This window comes from Methyloceanibacter sp., from assembly GCF_050728395.1.
Classification (GTDB): Bacteria; Pseudomonadota; Alphaproteobacteria; order Rhizobiales; family Methyloligellaceae; genus Methyloceanibacter.
In genome coordinates this window covers 38,884-55,920 of the sequence record NZ_JBOHJB010000008.1, presented here as the reverse complement: position 1 = coordinate 55,920, position 17,037 = coordinate 38,884, and the positions used below count along the sequence as shown (strand labels likewise).

At 64.2% G+C, this 17,037-nt stretch carries 16 protein-coding genes; 5 read left to right on the top strand and 11 right to left on the bottom strand.

Going from position 1 to position 17,037, the window contains the following annotated elements:
• Positions 1-159 precede the first annotated feature (159 nt).
• Complete coding sequence (gene gltX / locus ACREC7_RS02895) at positions 160-1,596, bottom strand: glutamate--tRNA ligase (protein WP_431554185.1); 1,437 nt, start codon at positions 1,594-1,596, stop codon at positions 160-162.
• Between the two features lie 94 nt (positions 1,597-1,690).
• Between gltX and ACREC7_RS02890 the strand changes: the two genes are divergently transcribed.
• A complete protein-coding gene (locus tag ACREC7_RS02890; RefSeq protein WP_431554184.1) occupies positions 1,691-3,946 on the top strand; it encodes a ComEC/Rec2 family competence protein in 2,256 nt (751 codons plus the stop codon).
• 180 nt (positions 3,947-4,126) lie between these two features.
• Here ACREC7_RS02890 and lexA read toward each other — a convergent pair whose 3' ends face one another.
• Positions 4,127-4,828 (bottom strand): transcriptional repressor LexA, encoded by a 702-nt coding sequence (gene lexA, locus ACREC7_RS02885; protein ID WP_431554183.1) that lies wholly within the window; start codon positions 4,826-4,828, stop codon positions 4,127-4,129.
• A 212-nt stretch (positions 4,829-5,040) separates the two neighbouring features.
• On the opposite strand from lexA, the gene ACREC7_RS02880 reads away from it, so the two are divergent.
• Entirely contained in the window at positions 5,041-5,646 is a 606-nt protein-coding gene (locus tag ACREC7_RS02880; protein ID WP_431554182.1) for a hypothetical protein, read from the top strand.
• A 107-nt stretch (positions 5,647-5,753) separates the two neighbouring features.
• On the opposite strand, the gene ACREC7_RS02875 is transcribed toward ACREC7_RS02880, so the two are convergent.
• From ACREC7_RS02875 to ACREC7_RS02835, 9 genes are all read right to left on the bottom strand, one after another.
• A complete protein-coding gene (locus tag ACREC7_RS02875) occupies positions 5,754-6,620 on the bottom strand; it encodes an IS1595 family transposase (RefSeq protein WP_431554181.1) in 867 nt (288 codons plus the stop codon).
• 159 nt (positions 6,621-6,779) lie between these two features.
• Positions 6,780-7,973 (bottom strand): molybdopterin molybdotransferase MoeA, encoded by a 1,194-nt coding sequence (locus tag ACREC7_RS02870; protein ID WP_431554180.1) that lies wholly within the window; start codon positions 7,971-7,973, stop codon positions 6,780-6,782.
• Positions 7,974-8,157: 184 nt separating this feature from the next.
• Positions 8,158-8,640, bottom strand: coding sequence for a cyclic pyranopterin monophosphate synthase MoaC (gene moaC / locus ACREC7_RS02865; RefSeq protein ID WP_431554179.1), 483 nt, complete (start codon positions 8,638-8,640; stop codon positions 8,158-8,160).
• Entirely contained in the window at positions 8,637-9,458 is an 822-nt protein-coding gene (trpC, locus tag ACREC7_RS02860) for an indole-3-glycerol phosphate synthase TrpC (protein WP_431554178.1), read from the bottom strand. The genes moaC and trpC overlap by 4 nt, the downstream gene beginning before the upstream one ends.
• A 4-nt stretch (positions 9,459-9,462) precedes the next feature.
• A complete protein-coding gene (trpD, locus tag ACREC7_RS02855; RefSeq protein ID WP_431554177.1) occupies positions 9,463-10,518 on the bottom strand; it encodes an anthranilate phosphoribosyltransferase in 1,056 nt (351 codons plus the stop codon).
• Positions 10,508-11,125, bottom strand: a complete 618-nt coding sequence (locus tag ACREC7_RS02850; protein ID WP_431554176.1) for an anthranilate synthase component II — start codon at positions 11,123-11,125, stop codon at positions 10,508-10,510. The genes trpD and ACREC7_RS02850 overlap by 11 nt, the downstream gene beginning before the upstream one ends.
• Before the next feature lie 41 nt (positions 11,126-11,166).
• Complete coding sequence (locus ACREC7_RS02845) at positions 11,167-11,688, bottom strand: SixA phosphatase family protein (RefSeq protein WP_431554175.1); 522 nt, start codon at positions 11,686-11,688, stop codon at positions 11,167-11,169.
• 11 nt (positions 11,689-11,699) lie between these two features.
• Positions 11,700-13,265 (bottom strand): anthranilate synthase component I, encoded by a 1,566-nt coding sequence (gene trpE, locus ACREC7_RS02840; protein WP_431554174.1) that lies wholly within the window; start codon positions 13,263-13,265, stop codon positions 11,700-11,702.
• Entirely contained in the window at positions 13,262-15,160 is a 1,899-nt protein-coding gene (locus ACREC7_RS02835) for a peptidyl-prolyl cis-trans isomerase (protein ID WP_431554173.1), read from the bottom strand. The genes trpE and ACREC7_RS02835 overlap by 4 nt, the downstream gene beginning before the upstream one ends.
• Positions 15,161-15,360: 200 nt before the next feature.
• Between ACREC7_RS02835 and tpiA the strand changes: the two genes are divergently transcribed.
• The 3 genes from tpiA to secG are packed head-to-tail and all read left to right on the top strand — an operon-like array spanning position 15,361 to position 16,984.
• Positions 15,361-16,137, top strand: a complete 777-nt coding sequence (tpiA, locus tag ACREC7_RS02830; RefSeq protein WP_431554172.1) for a triose-phosphate isomerase — start codon at positions 15,361-15,363, stop codon at positions 16,135-16,137.
• A complete protein-coding gene (locus tag ACREC7_RS02825; RefSeq protein ID WP_431554171.1) occupies positions 16,137-16,598 on the top strand; it encodes a hypothetical protein in 462 nt (153 codons plus the stop codon). The genes tpiA and ACREC7_RS02825 overlap by 1 nt, the downstream gene beginning before the upstream one ends.
• Positions 16,595-16,984 (top strand): preprotein translocase subunit SecG, encoded by a 390-nt coding sequence (secG, locus tag ACREC7_RS02820; RefSeq protein ID WP_431554170.1) that lies wholly within the window; start codon positions 16,595-16,597, stop codon positions 16,982-16,984. Before ACREC7_RS02825 ends, secG begins: the two co-directional genes overlap by 4 nt.
• Positions 16,985-17,037 lie beyond the last annotated feature (53 nt).

Below are 17,037 nucleotides of genomic sequence, written 5' to 3'. Positions count from 1 at the left end.
ACGCTCATGAGAGCCTCCTGGAACCCCTATGCGATGAGATGAACCCAACGCCTACTGCGGCACATTCTGCCAGCAGTTCGGAATTTGGCGTAGTAAAATTTTGCACTGCGGGATAGATGCGACAAATGTGACGCGGTGCAACAAGATTATGCACAAACCTTATGCAGATTTGGTTTGCAGGGCCTTATCGCGGATGCGCGCGAGCGATTCCTCACGGCCAAGCACCTCGAGCACATCGAAAATGCCCGGGGAGGTTGACCTCCCGGTTAAGGCCGCTCGAAGCGGCTGCGCCACCTTGCCGAGCTTCAACCCCGCATCGTCAGAATACTGACGGACTGCCTCATCGAGTGCTTCCGGTGTCCAGGACCCCACGCTTTCAAGCCTGGGCAGCAACGCGCCGAGGACTTTGCGCCCAGCCTCGTCGAGCAGCTTTTCTGCTGGCGCATCGAGCGCAATTGGGCGCCTGGTAAAGAGATATCCGGCATTATCGAGGATCTCGACCAGGGTCTTGGCGCGCTCTTTCAGGCCGGGCAGGGCGCGCTCGAGCTTGCCCCAGCCGTCCGTGCCGATCTTGCCGGCGAGCTCTCCGCCATTCGGCAGCTCCGGCACGAGCGCCTCGATGCGCTGCATGATCTCTGCGTCAGGCGCGGCCCTGAGATAGTGCCCGTTGAGATTCTCGAGCTTGGCAAAGTCGAAGCGTGCCGCCGACCGCCCGATAGCGCCGAGATCGAACCAGCAAACCATATCCTCCGTCGACATGATCTCGTCGTCGCCATGGCTCCAGCCGAGCCGCACGAGATAATTGCGCAAGGCCGCGGGCAAATAGCCCATGGCGCGATAGGCTTCCACGCCGAGCGCGCCGTGGCGCTTGGAGAGCTTGGCGCCGTCAGGTCCGTGGATCAGCGGCACATGGGCGAAGATCGGCGTCTCCCAGCCAAGCGCTTTGTAGATCTGCGTTTGCCGCGCGGCATTGGTGAGGTGATCGTCGCCGCGGATGACATGGGTGATGCCCATGTCGTGGTCGTCCACCACCACCGACAGGTTGTAGGTCGGCGTTCCGTCGCTGCGCAGGATGACGAGGTCGTCGAGATCCTTGTTGGCGAAGACCACGCGTCCCTGCACGCTGTCCTCGATCACGGTGTCGCCCTCGCGCGGCGCCCTGAAGCGAATGGCCGGCGTGATGCCGATCAGTGCTTGCGATGCATCGCGGTCGCGCCAAGTCCCGTCATAGCCGGGGGCCCGCCCTGCCGCCCGCGCCATCTCGCGCATGGCAACCAGTTCCTCGGCGCTTGCATAGCAGCGATACGCCTTGCCTTGGCTGAGCAGTTGCTCGGCCACCTCGCGGTGGCGCGTAGCGCGCGAGAGCTGATAGACGGGCTCTCCATCCCAATCGAGCTCGAGCCAGCGCAACCCGTCGAGGATGGCGAGGATGGCGCCTTCGGTGGAGCGGGCGCGGTCGGTGTCCTCGACGCGCAGCAGCATCTTGCCGCCCTTAGCCTTGGCGTAGAGCCAATTGAACAAAGCCGTGCGCGCGCCGCCGATATGCAAATAGCCGGTGGGCGAAGGGGCAAAGCGCGTGATGACGGTGGAGCTCATAAGCCAGGTAAAACCTCAGGTGGAATTGAGAAGGACTCGACGCTCGGCTGATGTAGCATAGGGCCGGGGAAAGGTCAGGGCAGAGGCATCGACGATGCCGGGCCGGGACGGGCACGCCTCCGGGCATTGGGGAAACGGGCCGCGGGGCCGCATCAGCGGCGCGGTGCTCTTTTTCGCCGCGCTTACCCGTACCCTTGAAGCTGAGTCCGACCGCCTGTCGCTCTGGATCCCCGTTCTCTTCGCCGGCGGCATCCTCATCTATTTCGGCCTCCCCGAGGAGCCTCGCCTGCTCTCCGCCGCAGCCGTGGTCATGGCCGCGGCCGGGATTTACCTCGCAGGCAGGGGAGCTGGGCTCGGCCTCGTCGTGGGCGGGGCGGCGCTTGCGCTCGCCGCTGGCTTTGCCACGGCGAAGCTCCACACCGAGATGGCGCGCGCGCCGGTGCTCACCAAGGAGATGCGCGGTGTTACGGTCAAGGGCTGGGTCGAGCTTTACGAGCCCCGCGACAAGTCCAAGGCCAGGATCACGCTGCGGGTGATCGCACTCGGTGAGCTGCCGCCGGAAGAGACGCCCTATCGCGTGCGCGTGACGCTTCCCGCCGCGAACGCCAAAATCGCAACCGGCGAGGCAGTGTCGCTCAAGGCAACGCTCAGGCCGCCGCCTGAGCCGATCGTACCCCATGGCTTCGACTTTGGGCGCACCGCCTGGTTCGATCGCCTTGGAGCCACAGGCTACAGTACAGGAAAGATCGACCCTCTCGCCGGCGCCGGCGAGCCGCCGCTTGGCTTGCAGTTCTGGGCCGCGATCGACAGCCTCCGGTCGCTCGTCAATGCCCGCATCCGTGCGAGCCTTCCCGGCGAACGCGGCGAGATCGCCGCGGCGCTGATCACCGGCGAGCGCGCCGGCATCTCCGCCGAGGTCAATCAGGCCATGCGCAACTCAGGCCTGTTCCACATCCTCTCGATCTCCGGCCTGCATATGGTGATCATGGCAGGCACCGTATTCTGGCTGGTCAGAGCGGCGTTAGCGCTCATTCCCTCCATCGCGCTCCGCTATCCCATCAGAAAATGGGCGGCGGGCGGAGCACTCGCCGCGGCGCTGTTCTACCTGCTCCTATCCGGCGCAGCGGTGCCAACGGTGCGGTCCTGGATCATGATGAGCATCGTGCTTTTCGCCATGATCCTCGACCGGCCGGCGCTCACCATGCGCAACGTGGCGTTCGCCGCCTTGCTGATCCTGCTGGTCGCACCCGCAAGCCTGTTCGATCCGAGCTTCGAAATGTCGTTTGCCGCCGTGGTCGGCCTTGTCGCCCTGGTCGAGGCGAACAGCAAGCGTGTGGACGACGGCGTGCGGGATGTGAGTTTCCTCTGGCGCGGCCTGCGACGGCTATGGGCCATCGCCGTCGCCGACGTCGTGACCACGCTCGTCGCCACCGCCGCCGTGGCGCCTTTCGCCATCTATCATTTTCACCGCATGTCGCATTACGGGGTCGTCGCCAATCTCCTCGCCTTGCCACTGATCGGGCTGCTCATCATGCCGTTCGCGCTTGCTAGCCTGCTGGCCATGCCCTTCGGGATCGAGGCCTGGCCGCTGCAAGTCATGGGGCTTGGCATCGATCTTCTGGTCGCCACCGGCAAATGGGTCGCCTCCTGGCCCGGCTCCGTCTCGGTGCTGCCGTCGATTTCGGGGAGGGCGCTTCTGCTGATCGTGCTCGGCGGCCTGTGGCTCTGCCTGTGGCAGACGCGCTGGCGTGCGCTCGGCCTGGTCATCGTTGCGGCAGGCCTCCTGGTCAGCGGGGAGGGCACCAAGCCAGACGTTCTGGTCGAGCGCGATGGGCGGAACGTGGCGCTCCGTTCCGAGGACGGCACGCTTGCGCTGCCGCCGGCCACGCGGGCGAACTACAGCGTCGACAATTGGCTGCTCGCCGACGGCGAGGATCGCGACGCGGAGGAGATTGCGGCGAACAGCCCGTTCCGCTGCGACCTGCTCGGCTGCATCGGCAAGGTGAAGGGCAAGACCATCGCCCTCATCCGCCATCCCGCAGCGCTCGAGGAGGATTGCCGCATCGCCGACATCGTCATCGCGCCGTTCAGCGTCGGCAAAGGGTGCAGCACGGCGCGCGTGGTGGTCGACCGGCGGGCGCTGCAAGCCGAAGGCGCGCACGCGATCTATATCGAGGGGTTGTCGATCAGGAGCGAGAGCGTGGCCGAGACGCGCGGGAGGCGGCCTTGGGTGCCGGAGCGGCAAATCGCCAAGCCGACGTTGCTGCCGGGCCAAGCCTACGCCAAGGACCAGGGGGCTGCCGACAATAACGCTGAGGATGGCCGCTTCGATGGCGACCCCGATGAGTGACTTTCCCTCTGCCCTGTGGGGAGAGGGCTGGGGTGAGGGGGATCGTGACTCTCGAACTCTGTCATGCCCGCGCAGGCGGGCATCCAGTAACCGCAATCAGTGCAAAAAATGGAGGGGGGTGAATACTGGATCGCCCGGTCAAGCCGGGCGATGACAATCGCATGTGACAGTGAAGCGGGTTTAATACCGGCGGATCAGGCCAACGAGGCGGCCTTGCACGCGAATGCGGTCCGGGCCGAAGATGCGCGTCTCATAGGCTGCGTTGGCGGCTTCGAGCGCGATGGAGTCGCCGCGCCGGCGCAAGCGTTTCAGCGTGGCTTCCTCTTCATCCACCAGCGCCACGACGATGTCGCCGTTGCTCGCGTCCTCGCATTTCCTGAGGATGATGGTGTCGCCGTCGAGAATGCCGGCGTCGATCATGGAATCGCCTTTCACCTCGAGCGCGTAATGCTCGCCCTTGGTGAGCAAGTCCGGAGGCACCTCGACCGTATCGAGGCGGGTCTGGATGGCCTCGATGGGCACACCGGCGGCGATGCGGCCCATGACCGGCACGCTCACGGTCTGCGGCAAGCTTTCGCCCTCGGCCACCTGAGGCACACGGCCCAGGCTCCCCTCGATCACGCTAGGCGAGAAGCCGCGGGCGCGGGCGGCCCCGAGTTGGGGCATTGAATCAGGCAGCCGCACGATCTCCATGGCGCGGGCCCGGTGCGGCAGGCGCCGCACGAAGCCGCGCTCCTCGAGCGCCGTGATCAGGCGATGGATGCCGGATTTCGATTTGAGATCCAGAGCTTCCTTCATCTCGTCGAAGGAAGGGGGCACGCCCGTCTCCTTCAGGCGCTCATGGATGAACATGAGGAGCTCTTTTTGCTTCGTGGTCAGCATCTGGTCCCCTCAGAGCCCCTATGCGGGGGGGCGCAAGTCGTTGTACAAATCATGAACAGTTTATCTGTTCTATTTGTGTTCTGCAAGCACGAATGACGGATATATCCCCTTGAGGTACGTAGTACCTTAGGGTTATGCTCGCACTCACTTGCTTGGCAGATTCCCGCGCGGGAAACTCCAGCGATTCGGGTTGCTAGGGGATTAACCGAGCCATGTGCACTACCGGCATCGAGCTATCCGCTCACAAGATTTGGCAATGGGTCGTATCCAAATGGGGCTCGGTAATGCCGCGCCCTCAGTACGGTGCTGCAACTCAGGAACTAAGAGATAACGACATGGTGGCTTGGTATCATGTCCCCGTTAGCACCGAGAGAACCATCATGCTCGGTGATCGCTTCATTCCGTGCTGCGAAGCAGTCATGCTCCTATTTGATGCAAATGAATTTAAGCTGCTACAAGAATTCGTTATGAGCTGGCAATCGCCCGATCTTCCTCAGGGAAATTTAGAAGCGACCCTCGTTGCGGGGAAAAAACGCCTAATCCCAATAGTTTCTAGGCATGACGGTGCCGCCAATGCCTACATTACTGATCGGTATCTTCTTGAAAAGAAGGCGGATAGGATTACGGATATTGGGCCCGGAGAATATCTATTTGTCATTTCGATTAAATCAGGCGCTAAGACTTGGTATAGCCCACACTATTACAAGCTTTTCGTGCCCGCCGCAGGCAAAAGCAACGGTCATTTTAATATAAGCATAGCTGGCGATACTGCTGCGATTAAGACGGTCAATTGGGATAGCCAGCGTGGCGCGCGGTAAATATCTCAGCCTCGAAGAGGCACGCAAAAAGAAGGGCGGCCTTGCTCGCTTCGCCAAAGAGCACCCGTCCACGGGCGACGAAAGTCTATTCGACCGTGTATTGCGCCTTATGGCCGGGAAAACCCAACCAGCAAGAGATCAAACATCAAGTGAGGCTGACGCCGAAGGTTGTGGCGAAACTCAAACTCCGAAAGATACTTCTGAAGGTGCTTAGCCGACACCCAGATATGAGTGGCGTTGATGCCGCGCTTCAGCGCAGCCCAGAAGCTTTCAATCGTGTTGGTGTGCGTCTCGCCGCGCACCCATTCCTTTTTGATGTGATTGACCGCCTCGTGGTAGTAGCCCCACGATTTCAGGTCCATGAACTCGCGTCCTTCATCGGTCGAAAGGCGAGCGCCTTCCCGCACATATTTGCGGATCATGCGGATGACGGTCGCGCCCTTGCGATCAGGAACAACGCGAGTGAGCACGTCGCCCTTGCGCTCGACCATGCCAAGCACAACCGTTTTATCATCGTGCCCAGCCTTGTCCTTGCCGCCGATGAAGGCTTCATCGACCTCGACAATCGGACGGCCCGGACCACCAAGCACGTCATCACCATCAACAAGGGCCATGTACTTGCGAAGTTCGTGGCCGATGCGCCACGCCGTCTTGTACGTCACACCAAGCTGGCGCTGAATTTCCTTAGCCGCCACGCCGTTGCGCGTCGTCGTAAACATGTACATGGCATAGAACCACTTTTGCAGCGGCGTGCTGGACCGCTCAAAGGGCGTGCCGACCATCGGATGAATGTGGTGCCCGCACCAAGGGCAGCTATAGGCGAGGGCTTTGGACAGCCTCGCAAAGCGCCCATGCTTACCGCACTTGGGGCACGTTTGAAGCTCGCCGTAGCGCACCTTCATAAGGTGGTCGAGGCAAGCCGCGTCATCCGGAAAACGGCTGAAAAAGTCTTGGATTGTAAAGGTTTTTGCCATTGTGGCCTCCCGTACATTCTATATAGGGGAGGCGCTTACGTATTTCAAGGGGATATATGCGACGAATGACCCCATATCTCGTGCCGAGACATGTGGCGGGGCTAGCATTTCCGCGATTCGGGTTGCCGAGGGATTAACCGGACCGTCAGAGACCGGTCATCAAAGCGGGATGATGGTAACTTGCGCCCCCTTGGCAAGCGCCGGGGCGTCGGGCGCCCTGACGATGAGGCAGTCGGCGCGGGCGAAGTCCGCCATGAGCGAACTGTCCTGGGCGGGAAGGGGGCTCACACGGCGCTCGCCAGCCTCCCATTGCGATGTCGCCCGCATGTAATGCTGGCGCGGGCCGTTGGCCTCTACGGCCTCTCCAAGCGTCGCCTCAGCGTGCTCCTCCATGCCCTCGCGCAGCCCAAGCAGGCGGTGCAGCATCGGCACCAGGAACACCAGCCCGCAGATCAGCGCCGAAACGGGGTTGCCGGGGAGTCCAAGCACCCTCTGTTGGCCCAGGCGGCCATAGAGCAGGGGCTTGCCCGGCCGCATGGCGATCTTCCAGAAATCGAGCTCGAGCCCCTCCGAGCGGAGCGCCGCGCTGACGAGGTCGCGGTCGCCGACCGATGCCCCACCGATGGTCACGAGAATGTCGGCGGCGCTGCCGGTGCGGGCGAGGGTGATAAGGCTCTCGGCCGAGTCCTTGGCGATGCCGAGGCTCATCGGCTCGCCGCCTTTCGCCTCGATCAAGGCCGCAAGTCCTGCCGGGACCGAGGAGACGATCTGATCGCGCTGAAGCTCCGTGCCGGGCAGCACGACTTCATCCCCCGTGGCAAGGATCGCGACTTTCGGCTTGCGCCGGACGGGTAGCTCGGCATGGTTCATGGCGGCGGCGAGCATCAGCTCGCGGGGACCGAGCCACACACCGGCGCCGAGCAGCACGTCGCCCTCGGCAAAATCCTGGCCTCGCGGCCTGATATGGCGATGCGGCGCCGCCTCCTTGACGATCACCACGCCTGGGGATGCGTCGGTGTTCTCCTGAATGACGACGGTGTCGGCACCCTTAGGCACCGGAGCACCGGTGAAAATGCGCACCGCTTCGCCCGGCCTGACCTCGCCGGCGTAGCCGCTCCCCGCCGCCGACTCGCCGATGAGCCGGAGCGTCGTCGGCAGGGTAGCGACATCCTCGGCCCGCACCGCATAGCCGTCCATCGCCGATGCATCGAACGGAGGCTGGGTGAGGCAAGCAGCGAGATCTTCAGCAAGCACGCGCCCGCGGCACTCGCCGAGCGGAACGCGCTCGGCGTCAAGCGGCGTCAACCCATCCGTCACACGGGACAAGGCTTCAGCAACGGTGAGGAGAGCCATCAGCTAGCCCACGGCAAAAAGTAGACTGAAGCGCCGCACCTCGCACCCCGCTCTCCCCTTGAGGGGGAGCACGTTCGCGCAAGGCGCGAACGGAGGGGGGTAAGGGTTGAATTCTCAGAAAAACCCCCCTCCCTATCCCTCCCCCTCAAGAGGGGAGGGGAGAGCAAGTTGCTGAGCATCGCGATTATCTTTTCCGGTAAGTGCCGGAGCGGCCACCGGTCTTCTCGGTCAGCCTGATGCCGGAGAAGGTCATGGCGCGGTCAACCGCCTTCACCATGTCGTAGATCGTAAGGCAGGCGACCGAGACCGCGGTCAGCGCCTCCATCTCCACCCCGGTCTTGGCCTCGGCCTTGGCGGTCGCCTCGACCCTGATGCCGGCCGGGTCGCGCGATGGTGCAAAGTCGACGGTTACTTGCGTCAAGGGCAGGGGGTGACAAAGCGGGATCAACTCATGCGTGCGCTTCGCCGCCAGGATGCCGGCGATGCGGGCGGTGGCGAGCACGTCGCCCTTTGGCGCATCCCCGCTCAAGATCAGCTCGAGTGTCTCAGGCGCCATGGAGACGAAACCCTCGGCGGTGGCGCTCCGCTCGGTGACCGACTTCTCCGAGACATCGACCATGTGCGCCTCGCCAGCCTCGTTCAGATGGCTCAGGCGCCGCGCGGTCATTGCGCCGCCTCGCGCTGCTTCTCCGCAATGCCCGTGAGCAGCGTCCGCGTGGCCTCCGCTACATTCGCCTGCCGCATCAGGCTCTCGCCAACGAGAAAGGCGCCGACACCTGCGCCCGCGAGTCTGGCCAAATTGGCATGGGTGAAGATGCCGCTCTCGGCGATGACGATACGATCCTTGGGAACACGCGGGCCGAGCGCTTCAGTCACGGCGAGATCGGTCACGAAGGTCTTGAGGTCGCGGTTGTTGATGCCGATGAGCCTGGTGGCGAGGAGAAGTGCGCGGTCGAGCTCTGCCGCATCATGCACTTCGGCGAGCACGTCCATGCCGAGATCATGGGCGGCCTTGGTGAGATCCCGTGCCGCTGCATCGTCGACCGCCGCCATGATGATCAGGATGCAATCGGCGCCCCACGCCCGGGCCTCGAACACCTGATAGGGATCCACCATGAAATCCTTGCGCAATGCCGGCAGGCTCGCCGCCTCGCGCGCCTCGGAGAGATAGTCGGGGCGTCCCTGGAACGAGGGCGTGTCGGTCAGCACCGAAAGGCAAGTCGCGCCGCCGGCCTCATAGGCGCGGGCAAGCGCCGGAGGATCGAAATCGGCGCGGATCAGTCCCTTCGACGGGCTCGCCTTCTTGATCTCGGCGATCAACGCGAATTCGGCAGCGGCAAGCCGCGCGGCGATGGCGTCGGCGAACGGCCGGACGGAAGCGGCGGCTTCGGCGCGAGCGCGCATGGCAGCTCCCGGGCAGGCCGCTTTGGCGGCTTCGACCTCGCGCCGCTTGTAAGCGAGGATGGTATCGAGCACCTGGGCCATGGGCTCAGACCTTACCATGGCTAAGCGGCACGAGCGCCTCGAGAACGGCCAAAGCCTTGCCGCTGTCGATCGATTCTGAGGCCAGCGCGACGCCCTCGCGCAGCGTGTTCGCCTTGCCGGCAACGAGCAGCGCCGCGGCTGCGTTGAAGAGCACGATATCCCGATACGGTCCCTTCAGGCCGCCGAGCACGGCGCGGATGTGGGCTGCGTTCTCCACCGCACTGCCGCCGGTGAGATCTTCCGGCTTCGCGTCGGGAAGCCCGGCATTGCGCGGCGAAATCCTGAAGGTCGAGACCTTGCCGTTATCCACCACGGCAACGTCGCTGATGCCGGTGGTGGTGAGCTCGTCCAACCCGTCGCTGCCATGCACCACCCAGGCCCGCTCGGTGCCGAGAAGCCCGAGCACGTGCGCCATCGGCTCGACCCATTCCCTGCCGAACACGCCGACAACTTGAAACTTGGTTCCGGCCGGATTGGCGAGCGGCCCGAGCAGATTGAAGATGGTGCGCGTGCCGAGCTCGCTCCTCACTTGCGCGACATGGCGCATGGCGGCGTGATGGGCCGGCGCGAACATGAAGCCGAGCCCGCATTCGGCGATGCAGCGCGAGATCGTCTCCGGCGGGGCCTCGACATTGACGCCGAGCTCTTTCAGCACGTCGGCGGAGCCCGAGCGCGAGGAGATTGCCCGGTTGCCGTGCTTGGCCACCGGCACGCCGGCACCAGCCACCACGAAAGCGGCGCAAGTCGAGATGTTGAAGGTGCCCTTGCCGTCGCCACCGGTGCCGCAGGTGTCGATCGCGCCCTCCGGCGCGCGCACTTTCAGCACCTTGGCCCGCATGGCCCGGGCGGCGCCGGCGATCTCCTCAACGGTCTCGCCACGGGCCCGAAGTCCCATGAGCAGCGCGCCGATTTGCGCCGGCGCCGCCGATCCCGACATGACAAGCTCGAAGGCTGCCGCCGCTTCCTCTTGGCTGAGGCTCTGGCCTGAAGCGATCTTGGCGATCGCCCCGCGCAAATCGGCGAGGACGTTCGTCCCTGCCAGCACCGGATCAGAGGGCACCGACGGCTTCTCTTGGGCTCGACGCCCTGGCGCGCCGCTCCACCCGGGCAAGATCGAGAAAGTTGGCAAGGAGCTGATGCCCGTGCTCCGACGCGATGCTTTCGGGGTGGAACTGCACGCCATGCACGGGAAAGCGCTTGTGCTGCACGCCCATGATCACGCCGTCGGTCTCCGCCGTGATCTCGAGCACGTCGGGAAGGCTCGCCCGCTCGACGACGAGGGAATGGTAGCGCGTGGCCGAAAAGTCCTGCGGGAGGCCGGCAAACACGCCCTTGCCGCTGTGATGCACCTTGGAGAGCTTGCCATGCATCAGGGTCGGCGCCCGCACCACGCGGCCGCCATACACTTGGCCGATGGCCTGGTGGCCGAGACAGACGCCGAGGATCGGCACTTCGGGTCCGGCGCGGGCGATGAGCTCGAGGCAGATGCCAGCACGATCGGGGTCGCAAGGGCCTGGCGACAGCACGATGGCCTCAGGCGCCTCGGCCAGCACTTCATCGACGGTGATCTTGTCGTTGCGGTAGACGCGCGCCGGCGCGCCCAATTCCCCGAGGAAATGCACGAGGTTGTAGGTAAAGCTGTCGTAATTGTCGATCAGCGTCAGCATAGCGCCGTGTTACGCCCGCTTCCCGCGCGACGTCAAGTTTGTCAGCTCTTCTTCGCGTCGCTCGGGGTCAGGAACAGATCGAGCTTGCCGCTATTGACGGCGACGCTTTTCCAGGCAGCGGCGGGGAAGCGCAGTACCACGAGCCCCGCGGTCGGGTACTTCGCCTCGAGGCGATCCTTGAGGTGCTTCGCCCCCGAACCGATCAGGTCGAGAGCAAATTCCTGAAGCTCCGGATTGTGCCCGACGAGCAGGACCTGGCCGACCCCGGCTCCGACCTCGTGCAGGATGCCGAGCATCTCCGCGGGCGTCCCGTGATAGAGGCCGTCCTCATAGATGACCTTGGGCTCGATCTTCAGCTCCGGCAGCACGAAGCCAAGCGTGTCCCGCGTCCGCCGCGCCGTTGAGCACAGCACGACGTCCGGATCGAGCCCGTGCTTGGCCATGGCCTTGCCCATCACCGGCGCCTCGGCCATGCCTCTCGTGTTGAGCGGACGATCGTGATCGGCAAGGGCCGGATCCTTCCAACTCGATTTAGCGTGACGGAGCAGGATCAAAGTCAGCATCGTGGTGAGCTCTATTGACCCCGCTTTGAGCGCGCGGCGAAGCGCACGGCTTCCTCGGCTGCCCGGAACAGGGCCGAGGCCTTGCTCACGCATTCGGCCTGCTCGCGCTCAGGCACCGAGTCCGCGACCACGCCAGCGCCGGCCTGGACATACATGACGCCGTCCTTCACCACCGAGGTGCGGAGCACGATACAGGAATCCATCTCGCCATTGGCGGAGAAATAGCCGACGCACCCGGCGTAAGGCCCGCGCTTTGCTTCTTCCAGTTCGTCGATGATCTCCATGGCCCGCACCTTCGGCGCGCCGGATACGGTTCCGGCGGGAAAACCCGCCATCAGCGCTTCGATGGCATCGAAGCGCGGATCGAGGCGGCCCTCCACATTCGACACGATGTGCATGACCTGGCTGTAATATTCGAGGAAGAAAGAGTCGGTGACGCGCACGCTGCCGACTTCGGCCACGCGCCCCACATCGTTGCGCCCAAGATCGAGCAGCATCAAATGCTCGGCGCGTTCCTTGGCGTCGGCGAGAAGCTCGCTGGCCAGCGCCTTGTCCTGTTCCGGCGTCGCTCCGCGCGGCCGGGTGCCTGCGATCGGGCGGATGGTGACCAGCCCATCGCGCACCCTAACCAGGATTTCGGGACTCGAGCCGGCGACGGCGAAACCGTCGAAATTGAGGTAGTAAAGGAACGGCGAGGGATTGACGCGCCTGAGTGCCCGGTAGAGCGAGAAGGAGGGGAGCGTGAACGGCGCCTCGAACCGTTGGCTCAGCACCACCTGGAAGATATCCCCGGCGGCGATGTACTCCTTGGCGCGCGTGACCTTCTCCATATAGGCCGCCGGCGTCACGCTGGGCTTGGGCTCTGGGTGCGCGGCCTCAGCCTCGAGATCGCTCACATGCGGCAAGGGCTGATCGAGACGTTCGATCACGACATTCAGGCGGTCTGCCGCCCGGGTATAGGCGGCCTTGGCGCTGACGCCCGGCATTGGCCTGACCGGCGTCACCACGGTCATCTCGTCCTTCACCGTATCGAAGATGACGATCAGCGTCGGCCGCACGAGAATGCTGTCGGGCAGGCCAAGCCGGTCAGGCTTGGTCGCCGGCAGGTGCTCGATCAGCCTCACCGTGTCGTAGCCCATATAGCCGAAGATGCCAGCGGCCATCGGCGGCAGCTCCGCTGGAAGCTCGATCGCCGACTCGGCAAGTAATGCACGCAGCGACTGAAGGGTGGGTAGCGGCGAAGGCGCGAAGGTCGAAGCGTCGGCTTGCGGCGCCAGGTTAAGCTCGGCGCGCGCGCCATTCGCCCGCCAGATCAGATCGGGCTCGCAGCCGATGATGGAATAGCGGCCGCGGGCAGCACCACCTTCCACCGATTCGAGCAGGAAGCTGTTCGGGCGCTCATGGGCGAGCTTGAGCATGGCCGAGACCGGGGTCTCTAGATCGGCGACGAGCCGCGTCCAGGCAACCTGCGGGGTGCCGGCGTCGTAGAGGCGGGCGAAAGTTGCGAAGTCGGGCTCGATCGGAGCGCCACCTTGCTGCGGTAAAGGCGTAACGGAGGTGGCCTGAGCCGGGCTCATTGCTCTTCGCTGCCACCTGCGAGCTTGGAGAGCGCCTGACGGTTGATAGTGACGCCGTAGCGCGCCTCGAGCGCGGAGAAGTACTCTCCGATGATGTCCTCGCCGACAAAGACCTTGAGCTGGCGCTTCAAGGCATCGAGGCTCGGAGGATCGAGCGGAGGAGCTGGCGTGACCTTGTCCACCTGAAAGACGATGCGGCCTTCTTCCACGCCGGAGGCGGCCGAACCAGACCCGCCCTGCGGCAGAGCGAAGGCTTGCGTCACGGCGGCCGGCAGCACGTTCACCGTCAATCCGCTTCGCTTCAACGGCTCGGTCGGCAAGACCTCCGTGTGCAATTCCTTGGCGAGGTCGTCGAGAGTCTTGCCAGCTTGCAGCTGCTTCACCAGGTCCTCGGTGTATTTGGTAAGCCGCGTGCGCTGGTCTTCCTGGCTCCAGTCCTTCTTCACCTCGTCCTCCACTTGGTCGAGCGGCTTAAGCTGCTGCGGCGTGATGCCCAACACTTCGTACCAGATCAAACCCTCGTCCTTGGCGTCGAGCGGATCGTTCTCGACGCCAACCTCGGTGGCGAATACCGCGTTCAGGAGATCGGTCTTCTGCGGCAGGTCCACCACCTTGCCGTCAGGAGTCTTGCCCTGGCGATCGACCTGATCGAACGCGTGATAGGTGAGCTTGAATTTGTCGGCGACCTCGGAGAGCTGGGCTCCCGCGGCGCGCTCATCCTCGATGCGATCGTGAAGGTCGAAAATGGCGCCTTGCGCCCGCTCCTTGAGGAGCTTCTTCTCGAGATCCGGCTTCGCTTCCTCGAAGGTCACGACCTTGCCTGGCTCGATCGCCGTGACCCGCAGCAATACGGTCTTCCCGAGCTGCCCGGTGATCGGCTCGCTCACTTTGTCCTTATCGAGCTTGAAGGTGGCTTCGCCGATCGTGGCGTCGGCCATCTCCGATCGCTTCAACAGCCCGAGGTCGATATCGGCTTCGCTTTGCCCGAGCTCCTTGGCGAGCGCTACGAAATCCGTGCCGGACTGGATCTTCTGATAGGCCGCGTCGGCGGCGGCCTTGTCGGGGAAGGCGATCTGCTGCACGCGCCTGCGCTCAGGCGCGCCTAGCTTGTCCTTCTCCTTGTCGAAGGCAGCTTTCAGATCGTCGTCGGTGATCGCCACCTTTGCCTTCACCGTTTCCGGTGTCACCGCCAGCACGCCGATCTTGCGAAACTCCGGCTGGGTGAACTTGGCCTGGTGATTGTCGTAGAAGCGCTTCAAGTCCGCATCTGTGGGCTCGGGCAGCGCCCCGGCGGCAGTGGCCGGGACGATCACGTAGCGCAGGCCGCGCGTCTCGTTGTTGTAGTTGTTGAGCGCGTTGAGGAACACCTGTGATGCCGCCGGCGTCTTGCCGACCGTGCTCAGCAATTGGCGTCGCAGATTGCGCTCGCGCTCCGATGCGAGATAGCCCTGCTCGCTCATGTCGAGAGTGCGCAGCGCCTGCTGCAAGGCGAGCGGATTGAAATTGCCGGTCGAGTCCTGAAAGGCCGGATCCTTCATGATGCCTTGCAACAGCGCCTCGTCGCTGACGCCGAGGTTCAGGCTCTTGGCATGGGTATCGACCGCGGCGCCGCCGATCAGCCGCTCCAGCACGCGGTTCTCCAGTCCTTGGTCACGGGCCTCCTGCACCGAAAGGGTGCGGCCGGCGTCCGAGCTCATCGCGCGGAGCACGTCGCGTTGCGTGCGCGAATATTCCTGAGGCGTGATCTCGGTATCGCCGACCTTGATCAGAGTCTGGCTGCCATACCCCCTGAAAATGTCGGCGATTCCCCAGATGGCGAAGCTGATGACGAGCAGACCCATGAGGATCATGCCGAAGGCACGGCCTGCTCCTTTTCGCAAATTATCGAGTAACACGCTTGAAGGACCTTCTTTTTGGCTGTTTGCAATCGCTGCGCCGAGGGGTCAATCTGTGGCGATTGCTCGCGCGGCGCGGGCATCATAGGTAGCAGGACGTAAGGCGGCAAGGCACCGTTCTCTAGGCTACACAAGGGCTTGCCGCAAGCACCAACAGCCTGCCGGCAAGGGTCGAACGGCGCGCAAAGGGGGGCAGCACGGTGACCGCAATCAGGCCGCTCGTCGCCGGCAACTGGAAGATGCATGGGCTCGCGGCAAATCTCGCCGAGCTCAAGTCGCTGCAGGACCTCCTGGCGATGGAGCCGCGGCCGGAGGCCGACATCATGATCTGCCCGCCGGCGACGCTCCTCGCCCAGGCAAGATATTTCCTCTCCAAGAGCGACATCCTGCTCGGCGCCCAGGACTGCCATCCTGCGCCGCACGGGGCCCATACCGGCGATATCTCCGCAGAGATGCTGACCGATGCCGGCGCCAATGCCGTCATCGTCGGCCATTCCGAGAGGCGCACCAACCATGGCGAGACTGATGCCGTCGTCGCGCAAAAGGCCGCGGCGGCCCATCGCGCCGGGCTTGCCGCCATCATCTGCATCGGCGAGACGGGGCGCGAGCGGCGGGATGGCGCAACCCTCGACGTCGTGGGACGTCAGCTCGACGGCTCGCTTCCGCCGATGGCCACCGCGGCGAATACCGTCATTGCCTATGAGCCCGTCTGGGCGATCGGGACCGGCTGGACGCCCACGCCTGAGGACGTGGCGGCGGTCCATGCCTTCATTCGCGACCGCCTCGGTGACGAGCTCGGAGGGGAGGGAAGCGCCATGCGCATCCTCTATGGAGGCTCGGTAAAGCCCAGTAATGCCCGCGAGCTTCTGACCGTGCCGAACGTCAATGGCGCGCTGGTTGGCGGGGCAAGCCTTAAAGCTACCGATTTCTATGGTATTCTGTCGGTTTATTCGGGGACTGGCGGTCGAGGTCGATAGTGCTGCTGCGCCCGCAAGCTTTGTCAGGCCTGGTTTTCGCGGCGGCGTTCCTCGCCGGCGCGGTGGCCAGTGCCGAGCCGCTCGACAAGGAGAGCTGCGCCAATTTGCAGATCGAGCGGAAGAAGCTCCTGACCCGCGACATGCAGGCCGCGCTCGACCAAGGGCCCGATTGGGTCAAGAACCATTTGAACGACGAGGCGATCGAGCGGGTAAGGCACTTCTTGAGCGTGGAAGAACAGATCCAATTCCGCTGCCGGGGCGGCGGGGTGGCCAAAGTGCCGGCAAAATCGACCGATGCCGTGCCCGAGAACGCCGCGACCACGCCTGAGAATGCCGCGACCGTGCCGCTCCCTGACCGGAAACCGGCAATGCCTGCGGCCGAAAGCGGCGACGGCAAGCCTAGCCAAGCGGTAGCTGATTCGGATAAGACACCGCCTGGCAAATCGAAGGCTACCAGATGACCACTGTGCTTCTCGTTGTTCACATCATGATCGCCGTGGCGCTGATCTGCGTCGTGCTGTTGCAGCGCTCAGAGGGTGGGGCGCTCGGCATTGGCGGAGGTGGCGGCGGTTTCATGACCGGCCGGAGCGCCGGCAACGCGCTGACCAAGACCACGGCCGTGCTCGCCGCGGCCTTCTTCGCCACCAGCCTGACGCTCACCCTCATCGCCAGAAACACCAGCACGCCGACCTCGATCTTCAACCAGGCCGGCACCCCGGTTCAGGGCGGAGGAGGGTCGCTCCCAGGCCTCGTCCTTCCATCGGCGCCACCGGCCCCGGCGGGGGCTCCGGCAGTGCCAGCGGCCCCGGCCGCGCCGACGGGACCGCAAGCGCCGCAGTCGAAATAGCGACAAGCGATTCGCTTCGGATAATTGCGCGTTAATTGTCGCGATAAGCGCGG

Coding starts and splice junctions, on each gene's coding strand:
- ACREC7_RS02850 (WP_431554176.1), bottom strand. CDS start 11,125: ATGCTGACGCTGATCGACAATTACGACAGCTTTACCTACAACCTCGTG.
- ACREC7_RS02875 (WP_431554181.1), bottom strand. CDS start 6,620: ATGGCAAAAACCTTTACAATCCAAGACTTTTTCAGCCGTTTTCCGGAT.
- trpE (WP_431554174.1), bottom strand. CDS start 13,265: ATGAGCCCGGCTCAGGCCACCTCCGTTACGCCTTTACCGCAGCAAGGT.
- secG (WP_431554170.1), top strand. CDS start 16,595: ATGACCACTGTGCTTCTCGTTGTTCACATCATGATCGCCGTGGCGCTG.
- ACREC7_RS02880 (WP_431554182.1), top strand. CDS start 5,041: ATGTGCACTACCGGCATCGAGCTATCCGCTCACAAGATTTGGCAATGG.
- moaC (WP_431554179.1), bottom strand. CDS start 8,640: ATGACCGCGCGGCGCCTGAGCCATCTGAACGAGGCTGGCGAGGCGCAC.
- ACREC7_RS02890 (WP_431554184.1), top strand. CDS start 1,691: ATGCCGGGCCGGGACGGGCACGCCTCCGGGCATTGGGGAAACGGGCCG.
- ACREC7_RS02845 (WP_431554175.1), bottom strand. CDS start 11,688: ATGCTGACTTTGATCCTGCTCCGTCACGCTAAATCGAGTTGGAAGGAT.
- ACREC7_RS02870 (WP_431554180.1), bottom strand. CDS start 7,973: ATGGCTCTCCTCACCGTTGCTGAAGCCTTGTCCCGTGTGACGGATGGG.
- trpC (WP_431554178.1), bottom strand. CDS start 9,458: ATGGCCCAGGTGCTCGATACCATCCTCGCTTACAAGCGGCGCGAGGTC.
- gltX (WP_431554185.1), bottom strand. CDS start 1,596: ATGAGCTCCACCGTCATCACGCGCTTTGCCCCTTCGCCCACCGGCTAT.
- lexA (WP_431554183.1), bottom strand. CDS start 4,828: ATGCTGACCACGAAGCAAAAAGAGCTCCTCATGTTCATCCATGAGCGC.